We start from the raw sequence: 22,993 nt of genomic DNA on the forward strand, positions 1-22,993 counted from the left end.
CCAGTTGCGATGCGAGGCGACGGCCGGACCGAGAAGGCCTTCTCGGCCCTTGCCTGTCCATGGAATGCCTCTCCATCGCAAGGACTTGGCTTCAGGTCCTGCGATGGAGAGGCAAGGTTGCCGCTTCTCCCCGCCTTGGCAACGCCCAATGCCGCCGACCGCTGCGATCGGGGCGCCCGCGCTGCGCTTCTCGCCGACCTTGTGCCAGGCTGGACACACATTTTAACGATTGCCGCCCGGGGGTCTTAAGGCTTGGCGCCCTCCGGCGCGGCGCATCGACGCGCGCGGGGCGACCGAAGGTCGAATACCGTGCGTCCTGGAACGCTTCCAATATGCCGCCGGATGCCGCGCGGGGGCGGGGCGCCGTCGGCCGGGGCCTTTCGCGGCGGTGTTGAGAACCGTTCCAGAAAGGCCTTGAAGCCCGGCGGCGCAACGGGCAGTCTCCGCCGCAACGACCGGCCGGGACGGCGGTTGCAAGAATCGAGGACGCTCCGCGACGCCGACCGGCGCGACGGGCGCATGAAGTCGGGAGGACTTTGATGAGCGACGTGACCATCACCGTGAACGGGCGCGAGATGAAGGGGTCGGTCGAGGACCGCACGCTTCTGGTGCAGTTCCTGCGCGACAATCTCGGCCTGACGGGCACGCATGTGGGCTGCGACACCTCGCAGTGCGGCGCCTGCGTGGTCCATGTCGACGGCCAGCCGGTGAAGTCCTGCACCATGCTCGCCGTCCAGGCCTCGGGCTCCAGCGTCACGACGATCGAGGGGCTCGCGAACGGCCAGGAGCTGCATCCCGTGCAGGCGGCCTTCCGCGAGCATCACGGCCTGCAGTGCGGCTACTGCACGCCCGGCATGATCATGACGGCGGTCGCGATGATCGAGCGCCACGGCCCCTCGCTCGACGAGCACACGGTGCGCGACGAGCTCGACGGCAATATCTGCCGCTGCACGGGCTACCACAACATCGTCAAGGCGATCCTCTCGGCGGCGGCGGCCAGCGCCCCGCAGCGGATCGCCGCCGAATAGCGCCGGGTCCGGCGCGTTCGTTCCAGCGCCGCCGCGCTGCCCCCGGGAGAGGGGCGCCGGCCGGCTTCACGAGATTTCGGGAGGATTGAAGATGGGTGTCGAAGGGATCGGGGCGAGCGTCCTGCGCAAGGAGGACCGTCGGTTCATCACGGGCCGCGGCCGCTATGTCGACGACATGTCCGTGCCGGGCATGAAATACGCCGCCTTCGTGCGCTCGCCGCACGCCCATGCGACGATCTCCGGGATCGACGCCTCGGCGGCCAAGGCCATGCCGGGCGTCATCGACGTGCTGGAGGGCGCGGCCCTTCGCGCCGACGGCATCGGCAACCTCATCTGCGGCTGGGCGGTCAGCTCCAAGGACGGCACGCCCATGAAGATGGGCGCCTGGCCGGCGCTCGCGGTCGAGACCGTGCGCCATGTCGGGCAGGCGGTCGCCGTCGTGGTCGCCGACACCAAGGCGCAGGCGCGCGACGCGGCCGAGGCGGTCGAGGTCTCCTACGACGTCCTGCCGGCGGTGGTGCGCGGCGTCGACGCCCTCAAGGAGGGCGCGCCCCAACTCCATCCGGAAGCGCCGGGCAATCTCATCTTCGACTGGGACCTCGGCGACGAGGCCGCCACGAACGCCGCCTTCGAGGGCGCCGCGCACGTGACGAAGATGAAGATCGTCAACAACCGCCTCGTGCCGAACGCCATGGAGCCGCGCGCCGCGCTCGGCCACTACGATCCGGCCGAGGATCACTACACCTGCTGGACGACGTCGCAGAACCCGCATGTCGCCCGCCTCGTGATGAGCGCCTTCTACAACGTGGCGCCCGAGCACAAGCTGCGCATCATCGCCCCCGACGTCGGCGGCGGCTTCGGCTCCAAGATCTACATCTATCCCGAAGAGATCGTCTGCCTCTGGGCCTCCAAGAAGACCGGCGTGCCGGTGAAGTGGACGTCCGACCGCACCGAGGCCTTCCTCACCGACGCCCATGGCCGCGACCATGAGACCGAGGTGGAGATGGCCTTCGACGCCGACCACAAGATCCTCGGCCTGAAGGTCGCGACCGTCGCCAATCTCGGCGCCTATATGTCGCTCTTCTCCTCGGCGACCCCGACCTATCTCTACGCCACGCTCCTCTCGGGCCAGTACGATATCCCGGCCATCCACGCCAACGTGAAGGCCGTCTACACCAACACGGTCGCTGTGGACGCCTATCGCGGCGCCGGGCGCCCGGAGGCGACCTATGTCGTGGAGCGCACGATCGAGACGGCGGCGCGCGAGCTCGGCGTCTCGCCGGCCGACCTGCGCCGCAAGAACTTCATCCGCTCCTTCCCGCACCAGACGCCCGTCATCATGTGCTACGACGCCGGCGACTTCGACGCCTGTCTCGAGGCCGGCATGAAGGCCGCCGACGTGGAGGGCTTCGAGGCGCGGCGCGCCGAGGCCAAGGGCCGCGGCAAGCTGCGCGGTCTGGGCATGAGCTGCTACATCGAGGCCTGCGGCATCGCGCCCTCCAAGGCGGTCGGCTCGCTCGGCGCGGGCGTCGGCCTCTGGGAATCGGCAGAGGTGCGCGTCAATCCGGTCGGCACGATCGAGATCCTCACCGGCTCGCACAGCCACGGCCAGGGCCACGAGACGACCTTCTCCCAGCTCATCGCCGAGCGTTTCGGTCTGCCGATCGAGAACGTCCAGGTGATCCACGGCGACACCGACAAGGTGCAGTTCGGCATGGGCACCTACGGCTCGCGCTCGGGCGCGGTCGGCATGTCGGCCATCGTCAAGGCGCTCGACAAGGTGGAGGCCAAGGCCAAGAAGATCGCCGCCCATCTCCTGGAGGCCGCCGAGGGCGACATCGTCATCGAGAACGGCGAGGTGAAGGTCGCGGGCACCGACAAGAAGCTGCTCTGGCACGAGGTGGCCCTCAACGCCTATACCGGCCACAACCTGCCGGACGGCATGGAGCCGGGCCTGAAGGAAGGCGCCTTCTACGATCCGCAGAACTTCACCTTCCCGGCCGGCTGCTACATCTGCGAGGTCGAGGTCGACCCCAACGACGGCATGGTGGAAGTGGTGCAGTTCGTGGCGGCGGACGATTTCGGCCGCGTCATCAACCCGATGATCGTGCACGGCCAGGTCCATGGCGGGCTCGCGCAGGGCATCGGCCAGGCGCTCCTGGAAGGCACCCATTACGACGAGAGCGGCCAGCTCGTCACCGCCTCCTACATGGACTACGCCATGCCGCGCGCCGGCAACCTGCCGATGTTCACGGTGTCGACGACCGAGACGCTCTCGCCCTCCAACCCGCTGGGCATGAAGGGTTGCGGCGAGGCGGGGGCCATCGGCTCGCCGCCGGCGGTCATCAACGCCATCACGGACGCGATCGGCAACAACGACCTGTCGATGCCCGCCACGCCCGAGAAGGTCTGGCGCGCGCTCAACGCGGTCGCCTGAGTCCGACCGCCGGCGCGCCGCCTCCCGCGGCGCGCCGGCCTCTTTCGAATCTGACGCTTCCTCCTGCCGCGCGGTCCCCCCGGGCGACCCGGCAGACGCCAAGAAGGACGATCCCATGTACGAGACCCAGTACAAGCGCCCGACCAGCCTCTCGGAGGCGGCGGGCTTCGTGGCCGGCGGCGACGGCGACGCCAAGTATCTGGCGGGCGGCATGACGCTGATCCCGACCATGAAGCAGCGCCTCGCGGCCCCGACCATGCTGGTGGACCTGCGCCACGTGGAGGGCATGAAGGGCATCGAGGTGAACGGCCGCTCCATCACCATCAAGGGCGGCACGACCCATGGCGAGATCGCCGCGCACGAGGGCATCGCCGCCGTGTGCCCCGGCTTCCATTATCTGGCCAGCGTGATCGGCGACCCGGCCGTGCGCACGCTCGGCACGATCGGCGGCTCCGTCGCCAATTTCGATCCCGCCGCCGACTATCCGACGGCGCTCCTTGCGCTCGGCGCCACGATCCACACCGACAAGCGGCAGGTGCCGGCCGACGAGTTCTTCCTCGGCCTCTTCGAGACCGCGCTGGAGGAGGGCGAGATCGTCACCGGCGTGTCCTTCGAGGCGCCGGAGGCCTGCGGCTACGAGAAGTTCCGCAATCCGGCCTCGCGCTACGCCATGTGCGGCGTCTTCGTCGCCCGCGACGGCGGCACCGCCAAGGTCGGCGTCACCGGCGCCGGCTCCAACGGTGCCTTCCGCTGGAGCGACGGCGAGGCGGCTTTGTCCTCGAACTTCAGCGCCGACGCGCTGAAGGACGTGTCGATCGGGGAGGGCGACATGATCTCCGACCTCCATGGCTCGTCGGCCTATCGCGCCAATCTCGTCCGCGTCGTCACGCAGCGCGCCGTGCGCAAGGCGCTGTCGCACTGAGACCATCGACGCGGCGGGCTCACCCGCCGGGCACCGGACGAAATCGAGGGTCGCGCGCGGGCGCGGCCCTCTTTTTTCGTGGCCGCATGGTCTAGAAGAGGAGGCGAGTTCCACGCCTTCGAAAGGCCCCGCACCGGCATGCGCCGCATCGCCCGCCCGTCCTTGCCGCTTCTGGCCGCGCTCGCCTTGTGCCTGGCGCTCGGGCTGGCGGCCTTCGCCGGCCTCTACGCCTCCTCGCGCTCGCTCGAGAAGTCGGTCGCGACGGGCGAGGGCACCTTGCGCCTCGCCGTGGCCGCGCTCGACGGCCAGCTCGCGCGCTACCATTCGCTGCCGACGCTGATCTCCGAACAGTCCGTCGTCCACGCGCTTCTCGCAGATCCCGGCGACAGGGCGGCGCGCGGGCGGGCCGACGACTATCTGAAGCGCGTCAACGCGCTCCTCTCCTCCTCCGACGTCTACGTGATGCTGCCCTCCGGCGAGACGGTGGCCGCCAGCAATGCCGGCGAGGCCTGGAGCTTCGTCGGACAGAACTTCCGCTACCGGCCCTATTTCGAGGCGGCGGCGCAAGGACGACGCGGGCGGTTCTACGGGCTGGGGACGACGTCGGGAAAGCGCGGCTACTACTTCTCCGCCCCCGTCCTCGTCGCGGGCGCGATCGAGGGCATCGTCGTCGTCAAGGTCGATCTCGATCCGCTGGAGGCCTCCTGGGCGAGCGGCGAGTTCGAGATCCTCGTCGTCGATCCCGAAGGGATCGTCTTCATGGCGGGCAATCCGCAATGGCGCTTTTCCGGCTTCGGCCCGCTCCATCCCGCCGCGCTCGCCCGCACGCGCGAGATGCGCCGCTACGACGAGCGCGCCATCGCGCCCCTCGACATGCGCCTCGGCCGCGACGGCGACGGGCTGGAACGGGTGCGCATCCCGACGAGCGGGGAGAGCCGCGACTATGTCGCCCTTTCCGAGGCCATGCCCGAGGCGGGCTGGACGGTGAAGGTCCTCATCGACACGCGCCCCGCCGCGCTCCAGGGTATCGCCTTCGGCTCGGCGGCGCTGTTCCTGTCGGGCATCGGCGCGCTCGCCTTCGCCTCCGTGCACCAGAGGAGGCGCCGGCTCGCCGAGCGCGACCGGATCCGGGCGGAGGCGCACGAGGAGCTGGAGCGGCGCGTGCTCCAGCGCACGGCGGATCTGGCCGTCGTCAACCACCGGCTCGGCGAGGAGGTCGCCGAACGCCGGGCGACCGAGGAGACGCTGCGCCGCACCCAGTCCGACCTCGTGGAGGCCGGCAAGCTCGCCGCGCTCGGGCAGATGTCGGCCGCGCTCAGCCACGAGTTCAACCAGCCGCTCGCCGCCGCCAGCGCCTATGCCGACAGCGCCGCCGTGCTGCTCGACCGCGGCCGCGTCGCCGAGGCGCGCGAGAACGTCCTTCGCATCGCCAGCCTCGTCGACCGCCTCTCCTCGATCTCGCGTCACCTGCGCACCTTCGCGCGGCGGCCGGACGAACAGCTCGTGGAGGTGCGGCTGGAGACGGTCATCGCGGATGCCCTCGAGATCGTCGACTGGCGCCTGAAGGCGGCGGACGCTGCGGTCGCGGTCGATGTGGACCCCGATGTCGGGCCGGTCCTGGCCGTCTCGGTGCGCCTGCAGCAGATCCTCGTCAATCTCGTCTCCAACGCCGCCGACGCGGTGGAGGGCACGCCGCGGCGCACGATCGCCATCACCGCCGCGCGCGAGGCCGAGGGGCGCACGCGCCTTTGCGTGTCCGACAGCGGCCCGGGCGTGCCGGACGCGATCGCGGCGCGCATCTTCGATCCCTTCTTCACCACCAAGGGCGTCGGCAAGGGGCTCGGCCTCGGCCTCTCCATCTCCTACAATATCGCGCGCGATTTCGGCGGCGCGCTCCTGTGCGAGAAGGGGCCGGACGGCGGCGCGCGATTCGCGGTCATCCTGACGAACGCGCGCGAGCCGATGCGGAGCGCGGCCGAATGAGCGATGCGATGGTCCTCCTCGTGGAGGACGAAAAGGAAGTGCGCCTGTCCTACACGCAGGCGCTCGATCTCGCCGGCTTCGCCGTGCGCGCCTTCGCCGGCGCCGAGGGCGTGCTCGATCTCGTCGGCTACGCCTTTCCCGGCGTCGTCGTCTCCGACATACGCCTCGGCGGCATGGACGGGATGACGCTCCTGAGCCGCGTGCGCGCCATCGATCCCGACATTCCCGTCGTCCTCGTCACCGGCCATTCCGACACGCCGCTGGCCGTCTCGGCCATGCGCGAGGGGGCCTACGACTTCATCGAAAAGCCGTGTCCGCCCCGGCTCCTGGCCGAGGTCGTCTCGCGCGCGCTCGACCGGCGCCGGCTCGTCCTGGAGAACCGCCGCCTGCGCACGCTGGCGGACGGGCGGCGCGACAGTATCGAGGCGCGGCTGCAGGGGCGCACCCCGGCCATGGTCGATCTGCGCTACCGCATCCGGGCGCTCGCCGACGCCGACGCCGACGTCTTCGTCGTCGGCGAGACGGGCACCGGCAAGGAGGTTGTGGCCCGCGCCCTCCACGATATCGGCGCGCGCGCCGCACGCCCCTTCGTGGTGGTCGACTGCGCCGCCCTGCCGACCGGGCTTGCCGAGAGCGAGCTCTTCGGCCACGAGGCGGGGGCGGTCTCGGGCGCCGCGCGCGCCCGCTTCGGGCGCTTCGAGCAGGCCCATGGCGGCACGGTGCTCCTCGACGAGGTGGCGCAGCTGCCGTCCGAGCTGCAGGCGCGGCTCGCCCGCGTCATCGAGGACCGCACGGTGACCCGCGTCGGCTCGCACAGTCCCGTGCCCGTCGACCTGCGCTTCGTGGCGACGGGCCGGGGCGATCCGCAGCAGGAGGTGGCGGCCGGGCGCCTGCGCGCCGACCTCTTCTACCGCCTGAACGTGGTGACGCTGCGCGTGCCCACGCTCGCCGAGCGCCGCGAGGACGTGCCGCTCCTCTTCCTGCAGCTCGTCTCCGAAGCCTTCGCGCGGCTCGGACGCGAGGAGGTCGCGGTGCCCCCGTCCGTCCTTGTCGACGTCGCCAACCGGCCCTGGCCCGGCAATGTGCGCGAGCTGCGCAACGCGGCCGAGCGCTACGTCCTCGGGCTCGGCTTCGCCGGCCTCGCCGAGACGCGCGAGGCCGGCGCCAGCGGCCGGCGCCTCGCCGAGAGGGTCGCCGACTACGAGCGCTCCCTCATCGCCGGCGCGCTCGCCACCTCCGGCGGCAGCCTCAAGGCGGTCTACGAACAGCTCGGCATCTCCCGCAAGACGCTCTACGAGAAGATGCAGAAGTTCGGCCTCGACAAGCGCGATTTCGGCGAGGACGAGGCGGGCGAGGAGGGCGGGGCGCCCGACGCGTGAGCGATGGGTGGAAACATGCCCATCGCGACGGGCGGATGGGTCGGTTTCCACTCAAGCCGCCTCTCGGTCGGCCGAAAATGTGAAGGAGACCTGAAGGCGCCCATTGCGCGAGCCGCCGCGAGACGGGCAATCTGCCCGCAGTGCCGGTGGGTTGGGAGACCCGTAAGGCGCTGCAAGCGGTCCGGGAGGACGAGTGGGACGCTGCGGCTTCGGTTCGAGGCCGCGAAGGCGGGCGCAGATGCCGGACGACCGGCGGCCCCCGCATGACGGACCCGCTCCCCCTTTCCTCCTGTCCCCTCCAGCGCCCTGCCACCGGCCGACCGCTTTATCGACGGCTATGCCGTTCCTCGGGAGGAGGCCACCCATGCTCAAACGTATGACCCTTGCAGCGCTCGGCATCGCCATGTCGATGGGCGGAGCCCTCGCGCAGGACTACCCGACCCAGCCCATCACCATGATCGTGCCCTTCTCGGCCGGCGGCCCGACCGACACGGTCGCCCGCCTCGTCGCGCAGGTCATGTCGAAGGATCTCGGCCAGCAGGTGCTCGTGCAGAATGTCGGCGGCGCCGGCGGCACGCTGGGCGCCGGTCAGGTCGCGCAGGCCAATCCGGACGGCTACACGCTGCTCCTGCACCATATCGGCATGTCCACCGCGCCGACCCTCTACCGCAACCTCGCCTTCGACCCGCTCAAGGCCTTCTCGCCCATCGGCCTCATCACCGCGGTGCCGATGACCATCGTCGCCCGCAAGGACTTCGAGCCGACCGACGCCAAGTCGCTGGTCGAGTATCTGAAGACCAAGGGCTCCGAGGTCACCTACGCCAATGCCGGCATCGGCTCGGCCTCGCATCTGTGCGGCATGCTCCTGCAGGAAGCGGTCGGCGTGCAGATGATCACCGTGCCCTACCAGGGCGCCGCCCCCGCCATGACCGACGTCGTCGGCGGCCAGGTCGATCTCCTCTGCGACCAGACGACCAACACGACGAACCAGATCAAGGCCGGCGAAGTGAAGGCCTATGCCGTCACCACGCCCGAGCGCGTCGCCGCGCTGCCCGATCTGCCGACCACCAAGGAAGTCGGCCTCGAGAAGCTCGACATCGGCGTCTGGCACGGCCTCTACGGCCCGGCCGGCATGGACGCGGCCGTCGTCTCCAAGCTCGAGGGCGCGCTGCAGAAGGCGCTTGCCGACGAGACCGTGAAGGCGCGCTTCGCCGAACTCGGCACCACGCCCGTCGCCGCCGACCAGGTGACCCCGGCAGCCCTCACGAGCGAACTGACCTCGCAGATCGAGCTCTGGCGCCCGATCATCCAGGCCGCCGGCACCTACGCCGACTGAGGCGTCCGGCGACCGGGCGGCTGCGCCCGGTCGCTTCGGTGCCCCGGCACCGGACGAGACGGAGCGCGCCCGCCGCCCCTTGCGGGATCGACGGGGCGCTCCGGGCCCATCGCGATCGGTCGCGAATCGTCGCGGACACGCAGAGCGCCGGCCCATCGGGCCGGCGTTGCGCCTGCCGCAACCGGACTTTCGACATCAGGGGAGGGGTGCAATGAGCGGACCCATAGCGAACGGCACGGCGGAAGTCGGCGTTCGAAGCCGGCGCGACATGATCGCCGGCGCGATCTTCATTCTCGTGGCGCTCGCCTTCGGGCTCGAGGCGTCGCGCTACCAGATCGGCACGGCCTTCCGCATGGGGCCGGGCTTCTGGCCGCTGGTCCTGGCGGTCTTCCTGGCCCTGTTCGGCGGCCTCGTGCTTCTCTCGGGCCTGAAGAGCCACGAGCGCATCGAGCCGACCCCCATTCCCTGGAAGGGCATCGGCCTCGTCTGCCTCGCCATCCTGATCTTCGGCGAGTTCGGCCGCGTCCTCGGCCTTCTGCCGACCGTCTTCCTGTGCACCGCCATCGTCTCGCTCGCCTCGGTCCACAACCGGATCGTCGACGCGCTGATGATCGCGCTCGCCATGTCGGTCCTGTGCTGGCTCGTCTTCAAGCTGGGTCTCGGCATCACGCTGCCGAGCTTCGGCCCCCTCTTCTCCTTCTAGGCGGGCGTCATGGACCTTCTCTCCAATCTCGCGCTCGGCTTCGAGACGGCCTTCACGGTCACCAACCTCTTCTGGTGCTTCGTCGGCGTGCTGCTCGGCACGCTGGTCGGCGTCCTGCCCGGCATCGGGCCGACGGCCACGATCGCCATGCTCCTGCCGATCACCTTCACCTTCGCCCCCGTCACCGCGCTCATCATGCTCTCGGGCATCTATTACGGCGCGCAATACGGCGGCTCGACGACGGCCATCCTCATCAATCTGCCGGGCGAGAGCTCCTCGGCGGTGACGGCCATCGACGGCTACCAGATGGCCAAGAAGGGCAGGGCGGGCGCCGCCCTCGCCACCGCCGCGCTCGGCTCGTTCTTCGCCGGCTCCGTCGCCACGCTCCTCCTGGCCGTCGCCGCCCCGCCGCTCTCGCGCGTCGCGCTGCAGTTCGGCGCGCCCGAATATTTCGCGCTGATCGTCCTCGGCCTTCTCGTCTCCATCTCGCTCGCCCACGGCTCGGTGGTGAAGGCGCTGGCGATGATCGTGCTCGGCCTGCTGCTGGGCACCGTCGGGCAGGACATCTACACGGGCACCCCGCGCTTCACGATGGGCCAGCTCGAGCTCTACCAGGGCGTCAACTTCGTCTCGATCGCCGTCGGCGTCTTCGGCGTGGCCGAGATCTTCCGCAATCTCGAGAACGAATCGACCCGCGAGGTCATGGTCAAGAAGGTCACCAATCTCTGGCTGACCAAGGCGGACTTCAAGCGCATCGTCGGCCCGGTCCTGCGCGGCACGGGCCTCGGCTCCGTGCTCGGCATCCTGCCGGGCGGCGGCCACGTCCTCTCCTCCTTCGCCTCCTATTCGATGGAGAAGAACCTCTCCAAGAACCCGAAGGAGTTCGGCCACGGCGCCATCGAGGGCGTGGCGGGGCCCGAAAGCGCCAACAACGCGGCGGCGCAGACCTCCTTCATCCCGCTCCTCACCCTCGGCATCCCCGCCCATCCGGTGATGGCGCTCATCGTCGGCGCCTTCATCCTGCAGGGCATCACGCCGGGGCCGAACGTCATCAACACGCAGCCGGCGCTCTTCTGGGGCATCATCGCCTCCATGTGGATCGGCAACGTGCTCCTCGTCATCCTCAACCTGCCGCTCATCGGGCTCTGGGTGAAGATGCTGACGATCCCCTACCGCGTGCTCTTCCCCGCGATCGTGCTCTTCGCCGCCATCGGCTGCTACTCGATCAACAACAACGCCTTCGACGTCTATGCGATCGCGGTCTTCGGCGTGCTCGGCTACGTGCTGATCCGCCTCGGCTGCGAGCCGGCGCCGCTGCTTCTCGGCTTCGTGCTCGGCCCGCTCCTCGAGGAGCATCTGCGGCGGGCGATGATCATCTCGCGCGGCGATCCGACGATCTTCGTCTCGCGGCCGATCTCCGCCACGCTCCTGGCGCTGGGCCTTGCCGCCGTCGTCGCCGCCGCGCTTCCCTCGATCCGCGCCAAGCGCAACGAGGTCTTCGTCGAGGAGGACTGAGCCGCCGGGCCGCATCCTCTCCGCGTGATCGACGCCGCGGCCCGAAAGGGTCGCGGCGTTTCCCGTTCGGCCCCTTCGAGGCGCCCTGCCTGCGGCGCTCGGGCGCAGGCAGGGCGCTGTCGCGACGGACCATGCCTCTGGCCGGAACAAGGCGTGAACGCTATAAGGGCCGTATGGCCAAGACCACGCTCATCGACAAGCTCGCGATTCTCTCGGACGCGGCGAAATACGACGCGTCCTGCGCATCCTCCGGATCCACGCGGCGCGACAGCATGGCGACGAAGGGCATCGGCTCGACGGAGGGTTCGGGCATCTGCCACGCCTATGCGCCGGACGGGCGATGCATCTCGCTTCTCAAGATCCTGATGACGAATTTCTGCGTCTACGACTGCGTCTACTGCGTGAACCGCTCCTCCTCGAACGTGCCCCGCGCGCGCTTCTCGGTGGAGGAGGTCGTGACGCTGACGATGGAGTTCTACAAGCGCAACTATATCGAGGGCCTGTTCCTCTCCTCCGGCATCATCCGCTCCTCCGACTACACGATGGAGGAGATGGTGCGCATCGCCCGCAAGCTGCGGCTGGAGGAGAACTTTGCCGGCTACATCCATCTGAAGACCATCCCCGATGCCTCGCCGGCCCTGATCGAGGAGGCCGGCCTCTTCGCCGACCGCCTGTCCATCAACATCGAACTGCCGACCGACCTGACGCTGGAGGCGCTCGCCCCCGAGAAGAACCCGCGCGACATCCGCCGCTCCATGGGGCACCTGCGCGCCAAGATCGAGGAGCACAAGGGCGAGGCGAAGGACCGCCGCAAGCCGCGCCGCTTCTCGCCGGGCGGCCAGTCGACGCAGATGATCGTGGGCGCCGACGACAGCGACGACGCGGCGGTGCTGATGCGCTCGGAGAACCTCTACGGCAACTTCCACTTGAAGCGGGTCTACTATTCGGCCTTCTCGCCGATCCCCGACGGCTCCTCGCGCCTGCCCCTCGCAAAGCCCCCGCTGATGCGCGAGCACCGGCTCTACCAGGCCGACTGGCTGATGCGCTTCTACGGTTTCGAGCGCGGCGAGATCGTCTCGGGCGGGACGGACGGGATGCTGGATCTGGCGATCGATCCCAAGCTCGCCTGGGCGCTTAAGAACCGCGACCGCTTTCCCGTGGACGTCAATCGCGCCGACCGCGAGGCGCTCCTGCGCGTGCCGGGCTTCGGCACGCGGGCGGTGAACCGCATCCTCTCGACGCGGCGCCACCGCACGCTTCGGCTCGACGACGTGGCGCGTCTCTGCCAGTCGGTTGACAAGGTCCGCCCCTTCGTCACCGCCCTCGACTGGTCTCCCGGCGGCACGACCGACGAGGAGGCCCTGCGCCAGCGCTTCCTGCCGAAGACCAGGGCCGCGTCGGCGCAGATGGAGCTGTTCTGATCCGCCGCCGGGCTTGCATCACCGCGCGGGGGTGAAGGGTTCGGCCCGCCCGTTGTCGGTGAGGGCGTCGTCCGTCAGATCGTCGCCGGGCGGGGCGAAGGCGGGTCCGCAAAGCGCGACATAGGCCGCGTGGCTGAGGAGCACGAAAGCCGGCCGGCCGTGCTCCGTCACCAGAAGGGGCCCGGCCGAGACGCTGAGAAGCGCGGCCGGGACGTTTCGTTCGAGGTCCGGGACGGTGATCGTCCTCTCGCCGGTCCGTGACATGGCGCGCCTCCCTGGCAGGCCGCAGCCTACACGATCGCGCGGCGGCGCGCATCTCCCCGTCGCCTTGCCCCGGCATCCCGGCCTTTTCGCGCGCGGGGGCGAACCCGCCCGGGCCGTCGCCCGTTTCTCTCCCGACCCCTCCAAGGGGCCGCGCCACTGCCGGGATCCGCCACGATGTTCACCGCCGCCCTGTCCTTCCCGGCCGATTTCGACGGATGGCGCGCCGCCGCGCGGCGGGCGCTCCTCTCGGGCGTCAGGCCGCAGGACATGGCCTTCACCGTCGGCGACGAGACGCCCGGCCTCTTCGCCGAGCCCTTGCCGGAGCCCCCTTCCGAGGCGCCGCAGCCGAGCGTGCCCAAGAGCTTCATGGAACTGGCCGCCCGCCTCGTCTGCCATGCCGACGCGGATCGCTTCACCTTCGCCTACAAGCTCCTGTGGCGCCTGCAGGGGCAGAAGTCGCTGCTGCAGGTTGCCTCCGACACGGATGTCCTGCGCGCCGCCGAGATGGAGAAGGCGGTGCGGCGCGACGCCCACAAGATGAAGGCCTTCGTGCGCTTCCGCGAGGTGGAGACCGAGGACGGCGCCCGGCACTACGTCGCGTGGTTCGAGCCCTTCCACCATATCGTCGAGCGCACCGCGCCCTTCTTCATGCGCCGCTTTCCCGGCATGGTCTGGACGATCATGACGCCCGAGCGCACCGCCCATTGGGATGGCGCGGAGCTCACCTTCCTGCCCGGCGCCTCGAAGGAGATGCGCCCGAAGGACGACGACATGGAGGCGCTCTGGCTCACCTACTACGCCTCGATCTTCAACCCCGCCCGCCTCAAGGTGAAGGCGATGCAGGCGGAGATGCCGAAGAAATACTGGCACAACATGCCCGAGACCGCGCTCATCGGCGGGCTCGTGGCGGGCGCCGAAGCGGCCTCGCGCCGCATGCTGGAAACCGCGCCCACCCTGCCGAGTTTGCGCCATGTGAGGCAGGTCGAGCGCGGGGAGGAACGGGTGCGGGCAGGGTCCGGAACGAGCGAGGCCTTCGCCGGCTTCAACAAGCGCCCCGAGACGATCGAGGAGGCGCGCGAGCAGGCCCGGCACTGCAAGGCCTGCGATCTCTGGGAGCCGGCGACGCAGACCGTCTTCGGCAAGGGCCCGCCGGACGCGCCGGTGATCTTCGTCGGCGAGCAGCCGGGCGACCAGGAGGATATCGCCGGCGAGCCCTTCATCGGCCCGGCCGGCAAGGTCTTCGACCAGGCGCTGGCGGCGGCGGGCGTCGACCGCGAGCGGGCTTACGTCACCAATTCGGTCAAGCACTTCAAGTTCACGCCGCGCGGCAAGCGGCGCATCCACATGAAGCCTAATATCGGCGAGGTGCGCGCCTGTCACGGCTGGCTCGAGATCGAGCGCGACCTGATCCGCCCGAAGCTCCTCGTGGCGCTGGGCGCCACGGCCGCCGCCGCCATTCTCGGCAAGAGCGTGACGATCCGCGACACGCGCTCGAAGCTTATCGATCTCGACGAGACGACCAAGCTCCTCGTCACCGTGCACCCCGCCTATATCCTGCGCTTGCCCGATCCCGAGGCGCAGCGGCGCGAGACGGCGGCCTTCAACGCCGATATGGGCCTCGTCCTCGATTTCCTGCCCGAGCTGAAGGCGGCCGCCTGAGGCGGCCCCGCGCGGGCGCCGACCTCAGAGGATGGCGCTGCGGATGAGGAAGGCGACGGCGCCGAGCGCGGCGACGCCGAGCACCCAGAAGGCGACGAACCACAGGAGCCGCGAGGCGAGCGTCGATTTCGCCCGCGCCTCGCGCGCGGCCCGGTCCTGCGCGCGTGGCGTCTCCTCAGGGCTCAATGGTGATAGCCCTCGTCCGCGACCTTGCCCCGGAACACCCAGTAGGCGAAGCCGGTATAGACGAGGATGGCCGGGATCAGCACCGAGGCGCCCACGAGCAGGAAGCGCAGGCTCTCGTCGGGCGCGGCCGCGTCCCAGATCGTCACGCTCGGCGGGATGATGTTGGGAAAGAAGGTGATGCCGAGCCCGACATAGGCGAGGAGGAAGAGCGACTGCGCGCAGAGGAAGGGCCGCACGTGCCGTCCGGCCGCCAGCGCCCGGAAAAGCGCGTAGGCCGCAAACAGCGTGACGAGCGGCACGGGCGCGACGAGGAGGATCTGCGGGAAGGACAGCCAGCGCCAGTAGAAGTCCGGCTGCAGGAAGGGCATCCAGGCCGAGACCGCCGCCATCAGGAGAAGCGTGCCGACCCCCGCCACGAAGGCGTGCCGCCTCGCGATCTCCTGGACGGGCCCTTCGGTCTTCATCACCAGCCAGGTCGCCCCGAGCAGCGCGTAGCCGACGACGAGGGCCGCGCCCGTCATCGCGGAGAAGGGCGTCAGCCAGTCGAACCAGCCGCCGGCATAGGCGCGGTTCGAGACCTCGATCCCCTGCACCAGCGTGCCGAGGCAGAGCCCCTGCGCGAAGGCCGCGACGATCGAGCCGAAGGAGAAGGACACGTCCCACAGCCAGCGCCCGCGCACCGTCTTGAACCGGTACTCGAAGGCGACGCCCCGGAAGATCAGCGCCAGGAGCATGGCGATGATGGGCGCGTAGACCGCCGGCATGATGACCGCGTAGGCGAGGGGGAAGACGGCGAACAGCCCGCCGCCGCCCAGGATCAGCCAGGTCTCGTTGCCGTCCCAGATCGGCGCGACGGAGTTCATCGCCGTGTCGCGATGGCCGTGCGCGCCGAGGAACGGGAAGAGGATGCCGACGCCGAGGTCGAACCCGTCGAGCACCACATAGGCCATGACGGCGAAGGCGATGATGAAGGCCCAGAGGAGAGGCAGGTCCATCGCGTCTCTCCTATTCCGCCGGGTCCGGCAGGCCGGACAGCTTGAGCGCGGGCGCGGGCGTGATGCCGGCGCTGCGGATCGGGTGGTGCGGCGGCCGGTGCTCCTCGAAGGGCGTCGGCTCGCGGCTCATCAGGCGCAGGATGTAGAACGTGCCGGCGCCGAAGAGCAGGAAATAGACCACGATGAAGGCCAGGAGCGACGTTCCGACGGCCGCCGCCGCGATCGGCGAATGGCTCTCGGCCGTGCGCAGGAGCCCGTAGACCGTGAAGGGCTGGCGCCCGATCTCGGTCGTGATCCAGCCGGCGAGCACCGCCACGAAGCCCATCGGGCCCATGGCGATCATCGCCCGCTTCAGCCAGGGGCTCTCGTAGAGCGTGCCGCGCACCCGCTTGACCAGCGACCAGACGCCGATGCCGAGCATGGCGAAGCCGATGCCGACCATGAGGCGGAAGGTCCAGAAGACGATGGTCGCGTTCGGCCAGTCCTCGCGCGGGAAGTCCTTCAGGCCCTTCACCTGCCCGTCGAGCGAATGGGTGAGGATGAGCGAGCCGAGATAGGGCACCTCCACCGCGTAGTCGGTGCGCCCCTCCGCCATGTTGGGAATGCCGAAGAGGGTGAGCGGCATCGGCCCCTCGGTGTTCGTCTCGAAATGGCCCTCCATCGCGGCGATCTTGGCGGGCTGGTGCTCCAGCGTGTTCACGCCGTGCATGTCGCCCGCCACGATCTGCAGCGGCGCCACCACGGTCGCCATCCACAGCGCCATGGAGAACATGATCCGCGCCTGACCGTTGTGGCGGTTGCGCAGGAGATGGAAGGCGCCGACCGCGCCCACGATGAAGGCCGTGGTGAGATAGGCCGCCAGCACCATGTGCACGAGGCGGTAGGGGAAGGAGGGGTTGAAGACGATGGCCCACCAGTCGAGCGGGATGAACTGGCCGACCTCGTTGATGCCGTAGCCCGCGGGCGTGTGCATCCAGGAATTGACCGAGAGGATCCAGAAGGCCGAGAAGAACGTGCCGAGCGCCACGATGGCGGTGGCGAGGAAGTGCAGCACCAGGCCGACCTTCTTCTGCCCGAACAGCATGATGCCGAGGAAGCCCGCCTCCAGGAAGAAGGCCGAGAGCACCTCGTAGGCCATCAGCGGCCCGAGCACGGGGCCGGTCTTGTCGGAGAAGACCGACCAGTTCGTGCCGAACTGGTAGCTCATCACGATGCCGGAGACGACGCCCATGCCGAAGACGACGGCGAAGATCTTCACCCAGTAGCGGAACACGTCCATGTAGACGGCCTTGCCCGTCGCCAGGAACAGCCCTTCCAGCACCGCGAGATAGGACGCGAGGCCGATGGAGAAGGCGGGAAAGATGATGTGGAACGAGACGGTGAAGGCGAACTGGAGTCGCGCCAGCACCACGGGATCGAAGCCTTCGAACATGGCCATGCCCTGACAGGATGCGGGTGGGCGCAGGCACTGCGCCGCGGAACGATCGGGCCGCGGACTGCGCTCCCTTGCGGAATGCAGGATTCCTGGGCTCTCGTCCATCCTTGAGATAGCCCGCCGGCGCGGTGAAGACAGGCCGTTGCGACCATTTTGCCGGCCCGTGGCGGCACGGCGCCTCGGGCGCGCCCGCGTTCGCCGCCCCGCCTGTTGTGGCACCCCGCGCCCCTGCTATAGAGGCGCCGATTGCAGGCGAGCCATGGGAGGGATCGTGGAAAGCCAGGCGAGAGAAGCGGAACTGCGGAGGATCTTCGAGAGCGCCGTCGCGTCCGCGCATCCGCGGCAGGTTCTGGCGCAGCACCTGCCCGAGCCGCCAACCGGCCGGGTCATCGTGCTCGCCGCCGGCAAGGCCGCCGCGTCCATGGCCGCCGTCGCCGAGGCCTTCTACCGGGAGCGCGGGCTCGGCCCCGAGCGCCTGTCGGGCCTTGCCGTCACGCGCGACGGCTATGCCATGGACGCCGGCCTCGTGCCGGTCGTGGAGGGCGGCCATCCGCTGCCGAACGCGCAGGGCCTCGAGGCGAGCGCCCGCATCGTGGATCTGGCCCGTTCGGCGCGCCCGGGCGATCTCGTTCTGGCGCTGATCTCGGGCGGCGGCTCGGCGAACTGGCTGATGCCCGCGCAAGGCGTCTCGCTCGCCGACAAGCAGGCCGTGACGAAGGCGCTCCTGCGCTCGGGCGCGGGGATCGGCGAGATCAACTGCGTGCGAAAGCACCTGTCGCAGATCAAGGGCGGCCGGCTCGCCCGCGCCGTCGCAGAGGGCGTCGCCCTCCTGACGCTCGCCATTTCCGACGTTCCCGGCGACGATCCGGGCGTCATCGCCTCCGGGCCGACCGTGCCCGACGCCACGACGCTCGCCGAGGCCCGCGCCGTGGTGGAGCGCCGCGCCATCGCGCTGCCGCCCTCCTGCGTCGCCGCGCTGAACGATCCGGCGAACGAGAGTCCCAAGCCCGGCGATCCCGCCTTCGCGGACCGGCCCTTCCACATCGTCTCGACGCCCCGGGCGAGCCTCGAGGCCGCGGCACGGACGGCCGAGGGCTTCGGCTACGAGGTGCTCAGCCTGGGCGCGGACCTCGAAGGCGAGGCGCGCGAGGTCGGCGCCGAGCACGCGCGCATGGCGCTCGACGCCGCGCGGGCGGGCCGGCGCGTCGCGATCCTGTCGGGCGGCGAACTCACCGTCACGATCCGCGGCGAGGGGCGCGGCGGCCCGAACCAGGAATACGCGCTGGCGCTCGCCATCGGCCTGGCCGGCGCGCCCGGCATCGCCGCCCTTTCCGCCGACACGGACGGCACGGACGGCGGCGGCGGGCTGGCCAGCGACCCCGCCGGCGCCTTCGTCTCCCCGGCGACGCTCGAACGCGCGCGCGCGGCCGGCATCGACCCCGCCGCCCGTCTGGCCGACAACGATTCCACCGGCTTCTTCGAATCCGTCGGCGGCCTCTTCGTGCCCGGTCCCACCCATACCAATGTCAACGACTGCCGCGTCATCCTGGTCGGATGAACGCCACGCACGAAAGGCCACGTCCATGAAACGCTCGCGCGTCAACGAGATCCTGAAGGCGGGCGACGCGTTCATCCGGTCCTTCGGCTATGTCATGCCGCCCTTCGCCTATCTGACGCCCGCCGAGATGCGCGCCCGGCGCGACGAGCTCTCGCTCGTCGTCGAACGGCGCATGGGCTGGGACGTCACCGACTACGGCAAGGAGGATTTCGACCGGCTCGGCCTCTTCCTCTTCACGACTCGTAATGGCGACGCCTCCGATCTTTCGAAGGGCACGGGCATGCTCTACGCTGAGAAGATCATGATCTCGCGCCACGACCAGATCTCGCCGATGCACCGCCATGTCGTGAAGGCCGAGGACATCATCAATCGCGGCGGCGCCACCCTGGCGCTCGAGCTCTTCGAGAGCGCGCCGGACGGCTCGATCGACGAGGGCGCGCCGGTCCGCGTGCAGGTGGACGGGGTCACGCGCACCCTTGCCGCCGGCGGCATCCTGAAGCTTATGCCCGGCGAGAGCGTCACGCTCCTGCCCGGCAACTGGCACGCCTTCTGGGGCGAGGGCGGCGACGTCCTGATCGGCGAGGTCTCGACCGTGAACGACGATCTGACCGACAACATCTTCCGTGAACCCATCGGCCGTTTCGCCGAGATCGAAGAGGACGAAGAGCCCTGGCACCTTCTCGTCGCCGATTACGACAAGTGGCTGCGCTAGGCGCGGCCGTTTCCGCCATCGACCGGGCGAGGGGGCTTTCGAGGCTCCCGCTCGCGCTCGCCGCCCTTCTGGCGCTTCTCCTCGCCCTCGTCGGCGCCGGCGCCTCCGCGAGGGCCGGGGAGATCCGCTCCTTCGCCTATCCCTCGCCGGCGCTCGGCAAGGCCGGCGTCGCGCGGGTCTACGTGCCCTCCGGCCCGGCGCCGAAGGACGGCTGGCCCGTCCTCTATCTCCTGCACGGCCTCGGCGGCAACGAGCGGGACTGGGAAGGGCTCGGGCGCGTCGGCTCGACGCTCGACCGCATGATCGCGGCCGGCGAGATCGAGCCGCTCCTCGTCGTCATGCCGGCGGCGGGCAATTCCTGGTACACCGATTCGGCCTCCGTCGGCGGCCCCGGCAACTACCGCACCTCCATCCTCTTCGACCTGCCGGACGCGGTGGAGAAGGCCTTCCCCGCCGCCACGAGCGGGCGCTGGCGGGCCATCGCCGGCCTGTCCATGGGCGGCTACGGCGCGCTCTCCATGGGCTTCCAGTTCCCCGATCGCTTCCGCTCCATCGCCGCGCTCTCGCCGGCCGTCTGGCACAACGTGCCGGCGCGCGAGTTCAACTGGCCGGCGGCCGAACTCGCCGCGGTGCGCCAGAGCGGCTACTTCCACCGCTACGACGAGGCGACGGTCGCCGGCGGCATCAACCGCCCGCCCGAGGGCACGCATTTCGAGAGCGCCTTCGGCACGCCCTTCGACCCCAAGCGCTTCAACGCCGCCAACGTCTTCACCCATCTCGCCGCGGCCATCGCGGCGGCGACGCCGCTTCCCTCCACCTTCGTCTCGGTCGGCGACGATGACAGCCACGACCTGTGGCGCGGCGCCATCGCGCTCTACCAGACCATGCAGGCCGACGCGCGCGCCGTGGAGTTCCGCGTCACCGACGGCGACCACAGCTGGGACGTCTGGCGCAGCTCGGTCGTCGACGCGCTGCGCTTCGTCGATTCGCGCTGGCCGGACGAGGAGACTCCGAAGACGCCCTGACCTCGCACCCATGCGGCACGGTCCGGCACAAGCTGTGGAGAACGCGGGGGCGCCCGCGACTCCCGCGGCCCCGCCCGTGCTAGCAAGGAGGGCTTGAGGCCCAAGGAGCGTTGCAAATGACGGTCGCCGTCGATCTCGGGACGAACCAGGCCGGCGCGCCGGCGACGATCGACCTCGAGGAGCTGATCTCGACGCGTCTTCTCGTCCAGGGCAATTCGGGCTCGGGCAAGTCGCATCTCCTGCGCCGCCTCCTGGAGCGCAGCGCCGGCCACGTGCAGCAGGCCATCGTCGATCCCGAGGGCGACTTCGTGACCCTCGCCGATCGCTACGGCCATGTCGTGGTGGACGCCAACCGCACGCCGGCCGAGCTCACGCGCATCGCCAACCGCATCCGCCAGCACCGCGCCTCCGTCGTCCTCGACCTGGAGGGGCTCGACGCCGAGGCGCAGATGATGTGCGCCGCCGCCTTCCTGAACGGGCTCTTCGACGCCGACCGCGCGCACTGGTTCCCGATGCTGATCGCGGTCGACGAGGCGCATCTCTTCGCCCCCGCCATGGCCGGCGAGCATTCCGAGGACGCCCGCCGCGCCTCGCTCGGCGCCATGACCAACCTCATGTGCCGCGGCCGCAAGCGCGGGCTGGCCGGCGTCATCGCCACGCAGCGGCTCGCCAAGCTCGCCAAGAACGTCGCGGCCGAGGCCTCGAACTTCCTGATGGGCCGCACCTTCCTCGACATCGACATGGCGCGCGCGGCCGATCTCCTCGGCATGGACCGGCGCGCCGCCGAGCAGTTCCGCGACCTGAAGACGGGCCATTTCGTCGCCCTCGGGCCGGCCCTCTCCAACCGGCCGATGGCGGTGAAGATCGGCCCCGTCGAGACCGCCGGCCGCTCCGGCCGCCCCTCGCTCATGCCGCTGCCCGAGACCCCGCGCGAGGCGATGGAGGACCTGATCTTCACCGTCGGCGAGGCCGAGCGTCAGGCCGAGCGGCAGGCCTTCGCCCGCCCGAGCGCGCCCCGCGCGCCCGCCGCCGTGCCGACCGGCGAGATCCTGGAGCGCGTCGGCGAGGCGGCCCGCCGCGCCGAGCCCGCCGAGGAGGATCCGCGCTCGGCCGAGGAGCGGGCGGCGGCCGTCGATGCCATCTTCGCGCAGATGCTGGAGGATCCCGAAGCCGCCTTCCGGCCCGTGCCCGTCCTCTACCAGGACTTCCTCACCCATTGCCGGCTGAAGCGCCTGCGCGGCGCCGAGACCGACATGGCCGCCTTCCGCCGCCGCCTCTCCCTGGCGCGCGCCGGCGTGAAGGGAGAGGGCGAGGACGAGGAATGGGATCTCGTCGCGGCCCGGGCCGGCGACCTGCCCGAGGAGATGCAGGGCGTGTTCCTGCTCCTGGCGCGGGCCGCCCGCGACGGCGCGCCCTGTCCCTCGGACGCGGTGCTCGCGCGCGCCTATGGCAGCCATTCCCCGTCCCGCGGGCGTTTCCTCATCGGCTACATGGCCGATCGCGGCCTCGTCTTCGCCGACCAGGATTTCCGCGGCAACCGCATCGTGCGCATCCCCGGCACGGAGTGGCGCACCGCGCTGCCGCAGGTGAAGCTGGAGCCGCTGGACGAGGCGCGCGCCCGCCGCGCCGCGCGGCTGACGCGCAGCTGACGCTTCGGACCGGCTTGTTTCGGGACTGACGCTTCGGGCCCCGCCATGCGCTGTCCGCAGGCGCCCGGACGCCGCGCGGGATCGGCGAAGATGGGCCGTTTCGACCGCGCGGCGGTCTCAGATCGAGACGCCCAGGACGCGCAGCGTGCCGACCACGAACCCGTCGCCGACCGCGATCGTCACGATCACCTCCACCGCCAGCGTCACCGCCACGGCCATGCCCATCGACAGGCGCGACATGGCGAAGGCGCCGGCCATGGCGAAGACCGTGTCGCCCATCGAGTTCAGGATGCTGTCGCCCGAATAGGAATGGGCCGCCGGGTTCGAGGTGAAGAGGTGGATGACGAAGGGCGTGTTCTCCGCGATCTCCCAGATCGTGTGGCCGAAGAGGACCGCCATGAGGCCCGCCGCCACCGACCAGCGCGGCCGCATCCACGCCACGAAGGCGAAGAGCGCCATGCCGAACACGACGTGGAGGAGCGAGTACCAGTCGGCGAACTGCTGCGAGTTCTCCTCCGGCGAAAGGCTCGTCTGGAACAGCGAAACGCGCCCGCAGGGGCACACCACGTCGTGGCCCATGAGATAGAGCGTCGCGGCGAGGCCGGCGACGATGAGGAGCGCCGTCGCCAGCCGCCCGGCCGTGTCGCGCACGAAGGGGCTGGAGCGGTCGTTCGGCGCGGGGGCGGTCGGGCTGGTCATGCGGCGGTTGAACGCGCGAGGGGCGCGCCGGGTTGCGGCGGGTGCGCGGCCGCGGCGAAGGGTCCGGACGAGCGCTGCGGCGTTTGG

General features: G+C 70.3%; 19 protein-coding genes. 14 read left to right on the forward strand and 5 right to left on the reverse strand.

Annotated elements, in window-relative coordinates; genetic code table 11:
• Positions 1-539: 539 nt before the first annotated feature.
• The 9 genes from ASG48_RS00585 (at position 540) to ASG48_RS00625 (ending at position 12,724) form a co-directional block, all read left to right on the forward strand.
• Positions 540-1,028 (forward strand): (2Fe-2S)-binding protein, encoded by a 489-nt coding sequence (locus tag ASG48_RS00585; RefSeq protein ID WP_055843820.1) that lies wholly within the window; start codon positions 540-542, stop codon positions 1,026-1,028.
• Positions 1,029-1,119: 91 nt separating this feature from the next.
• The gene (locus ASG48_RS00590) at positions 1,120-3,465 is read left to right on the forward strand and encodes a xanthine dehydrogenase family protein molybdopterin-binding subunit (RefSeq protein ID WP_055843822.1); all 2,346 of its coding nucleotides are present in this window, start codon (positions 1,120-1,122) and stop codon (positions 3,463-3,465) included.
• A gap of 115 nt (positions 3,466-3,580) precedes the next feature.
• Positions 3,581-4,387 (forward strand): xanthine dehydrogenase family protein subunit M, encoded by an 807-nt coding sequence (locus ASG48_RS00595; RefSeq protein WP_055843825.1) that lies wholly within the window; start codon positions 3,581-3,583, stop codon positions 4,385-4,387.
• Positions 4,388-4,525: 138 nt separating this feature from the next.
• Positions 4,526-6,370 carry an ATP-binding protein gene (locus ASG48_RS00600; RefSeq protein ID WP_055843826.1) on the forward strand — a complete coding sequence of 615 codons (1,845 nt, stop codon included), beginning with the start codon at positions 4,526-4,528 and terminating at the stop codon, positions 6,368-6,370.
• Complete coding sequence (locus ASG48_RS00605) at positions 6,367-7,749, forward strand: sigma-54 dependent transcriptional regulator (protein WP_055843828.1); 1,383 nt, start codon at positions 6,367-6,369, stop codon at positions 7,747-7,749. The genes ASG48_RS00600 and ASG48_RS00605 overlap by 4 nt, the downstream gene beginning before the upstream one ends.
• A 364-nt stretch (positions 7,750-8,113) precedes the next feature.
• Positions 8,114-9,085, forward strand: coding sequence for a tripartite tricarboxylate transporter substrate-binding protein (locus ASG48_RS00610; RefSeq protein ID WP_055843830.1), 972 nt, complete (start codon positions 8,114-8,116; stop codon positions 9,083-9,085).
• Between the two features lie 211 nt (positions 9,086-9,296).
• Positions 9,297-9,788, forward strand: a complete 492-nt coding sequence (locus ASG48_RS00615) for a tripartite tricarboxylate transporter TctB family protein (protein WP_055843832.1) — start codon at positions 9,297-9,299, stop codon at positions 9,786-9,788.
• A gap of 9 nt (positions 9,789-9,797) precedes the next feature.
• A complete protein-coding gene (locus ASG48_RS00620) occupies positions 9,798-11,303 on the forward strand; it encodes a tripartite tricarboxylate transporter permease (protein WP_055843834.1) in 1,506 nt (501 codons plus the stop codon).
• 173 nt (positions 11,304-11,476) lie between these two features.
• Positions 11,477-12,724 (forward strand): putative DNA modification/repair radical SAM protein, encoded by a 1,248-nt coding sequence (locus tag ASG48_RS00625; protein WP_055843836.1) that lies wholly within the window; start codon positions 11,477-11,479, stop codon positions 12,722-12,724.
• An 18-nt stretch (positions 12,725-12,742) separates the two neighbouring features.
• Here ASG48_RS00625 and ASG48_RS00630 read toward each other — a convergent pair whose 3' ends face one another.
• The gene (locus tag ASG48_RS00630) at positions 12,743-12,988 is read right to left on the reverse strand and encodes a hypothetical protein (protein ID WP_055843838.1); all 246 of its coding nucleotides are present in this window, start codon (positions 12,986-12,988) and stop codon (positions 12,743-12,745) included.
• A 174-nt stretch (positions 12,989-13,162) separates the two neighbouring features.
• Between ASG48_RS00630 and ASG48_RS00635 the strand changes: the two genes are divergently transcribed.
• A complete protein-coding gene (locus ASG48_RS00635; RefSeq protein WP_055843840.1) occupies positions 13,163-14,647 on the forward strand; it encodes a UdgX family uracil-DNA binding protein in 1,485 nt (494 codons plus the stop codon).
• A 24-nt stretch (positions 14,648-14,671) separates the two neighbouring features.
• Here the strand turns inward: ASG48_RS00635 and ASG48_RS18490 are convergent, their stop codons facing one another.
• Genes ASG48_RS18490 through ASG48_RS00645 form a run of 3 tightly spaced genes read right to left on the reverse strand, consistent with a single transcriptional unit; the run spans position 14,672 to position 17,260 of the window.
• Entirely contained in the window at positions 14,672-14,833 is a 162-nt protein-coding gene (locus ASG48_RS18490; protein WP_200939562.1) for a hypothetical protein, read from the reverse strand.
• Positions 14,830-15,828 carry a cytochrome d ubiquinol oxidase subunit II gene (gene cydB / locus ASG48_RS00640; RefSeq protein WP_055843842.1) on the reverse strand — a complete coding sequence of 333 codons (999 nt, stop codon included), beginning with the start codon at positions 15,826-15,828 and terminating at the stop codon, positions 14,830-14,832. The genes ASG48_RS18490 and cydB overlap by 4 nt, the downstream gene beginning before the upstream one ends.
• A 10-nt stretch (positions 15,829-15,838) precedes the next feature.
• Positions 15,839-17,260 (reverse strand): cytochrome ubiquinol oxidase subunit I, encoded by a 1,422-nt coding sequence (locus ASG48_RS00645; protein WP_055843844.1) that lies wholly within the window; start codon positions 17,258-17,260, stop codon positions 15,839-15,841.
• 262 nt (positions 17,261-17,522) lie between these two features.
• Between ASG48_RS00645 and ASG48_RS00650 the strand changes: the two genes are divergently transcribed.
• The 4 genes from ASG48_RS00650 to ASG48_RS00665 all read left to right on the forward strand — a co-directional run bounded on the left by ASG48_RS00650 (position 17,523) and on the right by ASG48_RS00665 (position 22,207).
• A complete protein-coding gene (locus tag ASG48_RS00650; protein ID WP_055843846.1) occupies positions 17,523-18,821 on the forward strand; it encodes a glycerate kinase in 1,299 nt (432 codons plus the stop codon).
• 25 nt (positions 18,822-18,846) lie between these two features.
• Positions 18,847-19,533, forward strand: a complete 687-nt coding sequence (locus tag ASG48_RS00655) for a D-lyxose/D-mannose family sugar isomerase (protein WP_055843848.1) — start codon at positions 18,847-18,849, stop codon at positions 19,531-19,533.
• A complete protein-coding gene (locus tag ASG48_RS00660; protein WP_244486667.1) occupies positions 19,521-20,558 on the forward strand; it encodes an alpha/beta hydrolase family protein in 1,038 nt (345 codons plus the stop codon). Before ASG48_RS00655 ends, ASG48_RS00660 begins: the two co-directional genes overlap by 13 nt.
• A 116-nt stretch (positions 20,559-20,674) precedes the next feature.
• The gene (locus tag ASG48_RS00665) at positions 20,675-22,207 is read left to right on the forward strand and encodes an ATP-binding protein (protein ID WP_055843850.1); all 1,533 of its coding nucleotides are present in this window, start codon (positions 20,675-20,677) and stop codon (positions 22,205-22,207) included.
• A gap of 117 nt (positions 22,208-22,324) precedes the next feature.
• Here ASG48_RS00665 and ASG48_RS00670 read toward each other — a convergent pair whose 3' ends face one another.
• Positions 22,325-22,906 carry a DUF2585 family protein gene (locus ASG48_RS00670; protein ID WP_082529146.1) on the reverse strand — a complete coding sequence of 194 codons (582 nt, stop codon included), beginning with the start codon at positions 22,904-22,906 and terminating at the stop codon, positions 22,325-22,327.
• Between the last annotated feature and the right edge of the window lie 87 nt (positions 22,907-22,993).

It is taken from the genome of Aurantimonas sp. Leaf443 (assembly GCF_001425575.1).
GTDB lineage: Bacteria > Pseudomonadota > Alphaproteobacteria > Rhizobiales > Rhizobiaceae > Leaf443.

Coding starts and splice junctions, on each gene's coding strand:
- ASG48_RS00670 (WP_082529146.1), bottom strand. CDS start 22,906: ATGACCAGCCCGACCGCCCCCGCGCCGAACGACCGCTCCAGCCCCTTC.
- ASG48_RS00615 (WP_055843832.1), top strand. CDS start 9,297: ATGAGCGGACCCATAGCGAACGGCACGGCGGAAGTCGGCGTTCGAAGC.
- ASG48_RS00625 (WP_055843836.1), top strand. CDS start 11,477: ATGGCCAAGACCACGCTCATCGACAAGCTCGCGATTCTCTCGGACGCG.
- ASG48_RS00590 (WP_055843822.1), top strand. CDS start 1,120: ATGGGTGTCGAAGGGATCGGGGCGAGCGTCCTGCGCAAGGAGGACCGT.
- ASG48_RS00630 (WP_055843838.1), bottom strand. CDS start 12,988: ATGTCACGGACCGGCGAGAGGACGATCACCGTCCCGGACCTCGAACGA.
- cydB (WP_055843842.1), bottom strand. CDS start 15,828: ATGGACCTGCCTCTCCTCTGGGCCTTCATCATCGCCTTCGCCGTCATG.
- ASG48_RS00585 (WP_055843820.1), top strand. CDS start 540: ATGAGCGACGTGACCATCACCGTGAACGGGCGCGAGATGAAGGGGTCG.
- ASG48_RS00595 (WP_055843825.1), top strand. CDS start 3,581: ATGTACGAGACCCAGTACAAGCGCCCGACCAGCCTCTCGGAGGCGGCG.
- ASG48_RS00650 (WP_055843846.1), top strand. CDS start 17,523: ATGGGAGGGATCGTGGAAAGCCAGGCGAGAGAAGCGGAACTGCGGAGG.
- ASG48_RS00600 (WP_055843826.1), top strand. CDS start 4,526: ATGCGCCGCATCGCCCGCCCGTCCTTGCCGCTTCTGGCCGCGCTCGCC.
- ASG48_RS00610 (WP_055843830.1), top strand. CDS start 8,114: ATGCTCAAACGTATGACCCTTGCAGCGCTCGGCATCGCCATGTCGATG.
- ASG48_RS00665 (WP_055843850.1), top strand. CDS start 20,675: ATGACGGTCGCCGTCGATCTCGGGACGAACCAGGCCGGCGCGCCGGCG.
- ASG48_RS00645 (WP_055843844.1), bottom strand. CDS start 17,260: ATGTTCGAAGGCTTCGATCCCGTGGTGCTGGCGCGACTCCAGTTCGCC.
- ASG48_RS00635 (WP_055843840.1), top strand. CDS start 13,163: ATGTTCACCGCCGCCCTGTCCTTCCCGGCCGATTTCGACGGATGGCGC.
- ASG48_RS00620 (WP_055843834.1), top strand. CDS start 9,798: ATGGACCTTCTCTCCAATCTCGCGCTCGGCTTCGAGACGGCCTTCACG.
- ASG48_RS00655 (WP_055843848.1), top strand. CDS start 18,847: ATGAAACGCTCGCGCGTCAACGAGATCCTGAAGGCGGGCGACGCGTTC.
- ASG48_RS00605 (WP_055843828.1), top strand. CDS start 6,367: ATGAGCGATGCGATGGTCCTCCTCGTGGAGGACGAAAAGGAAGTGCGC.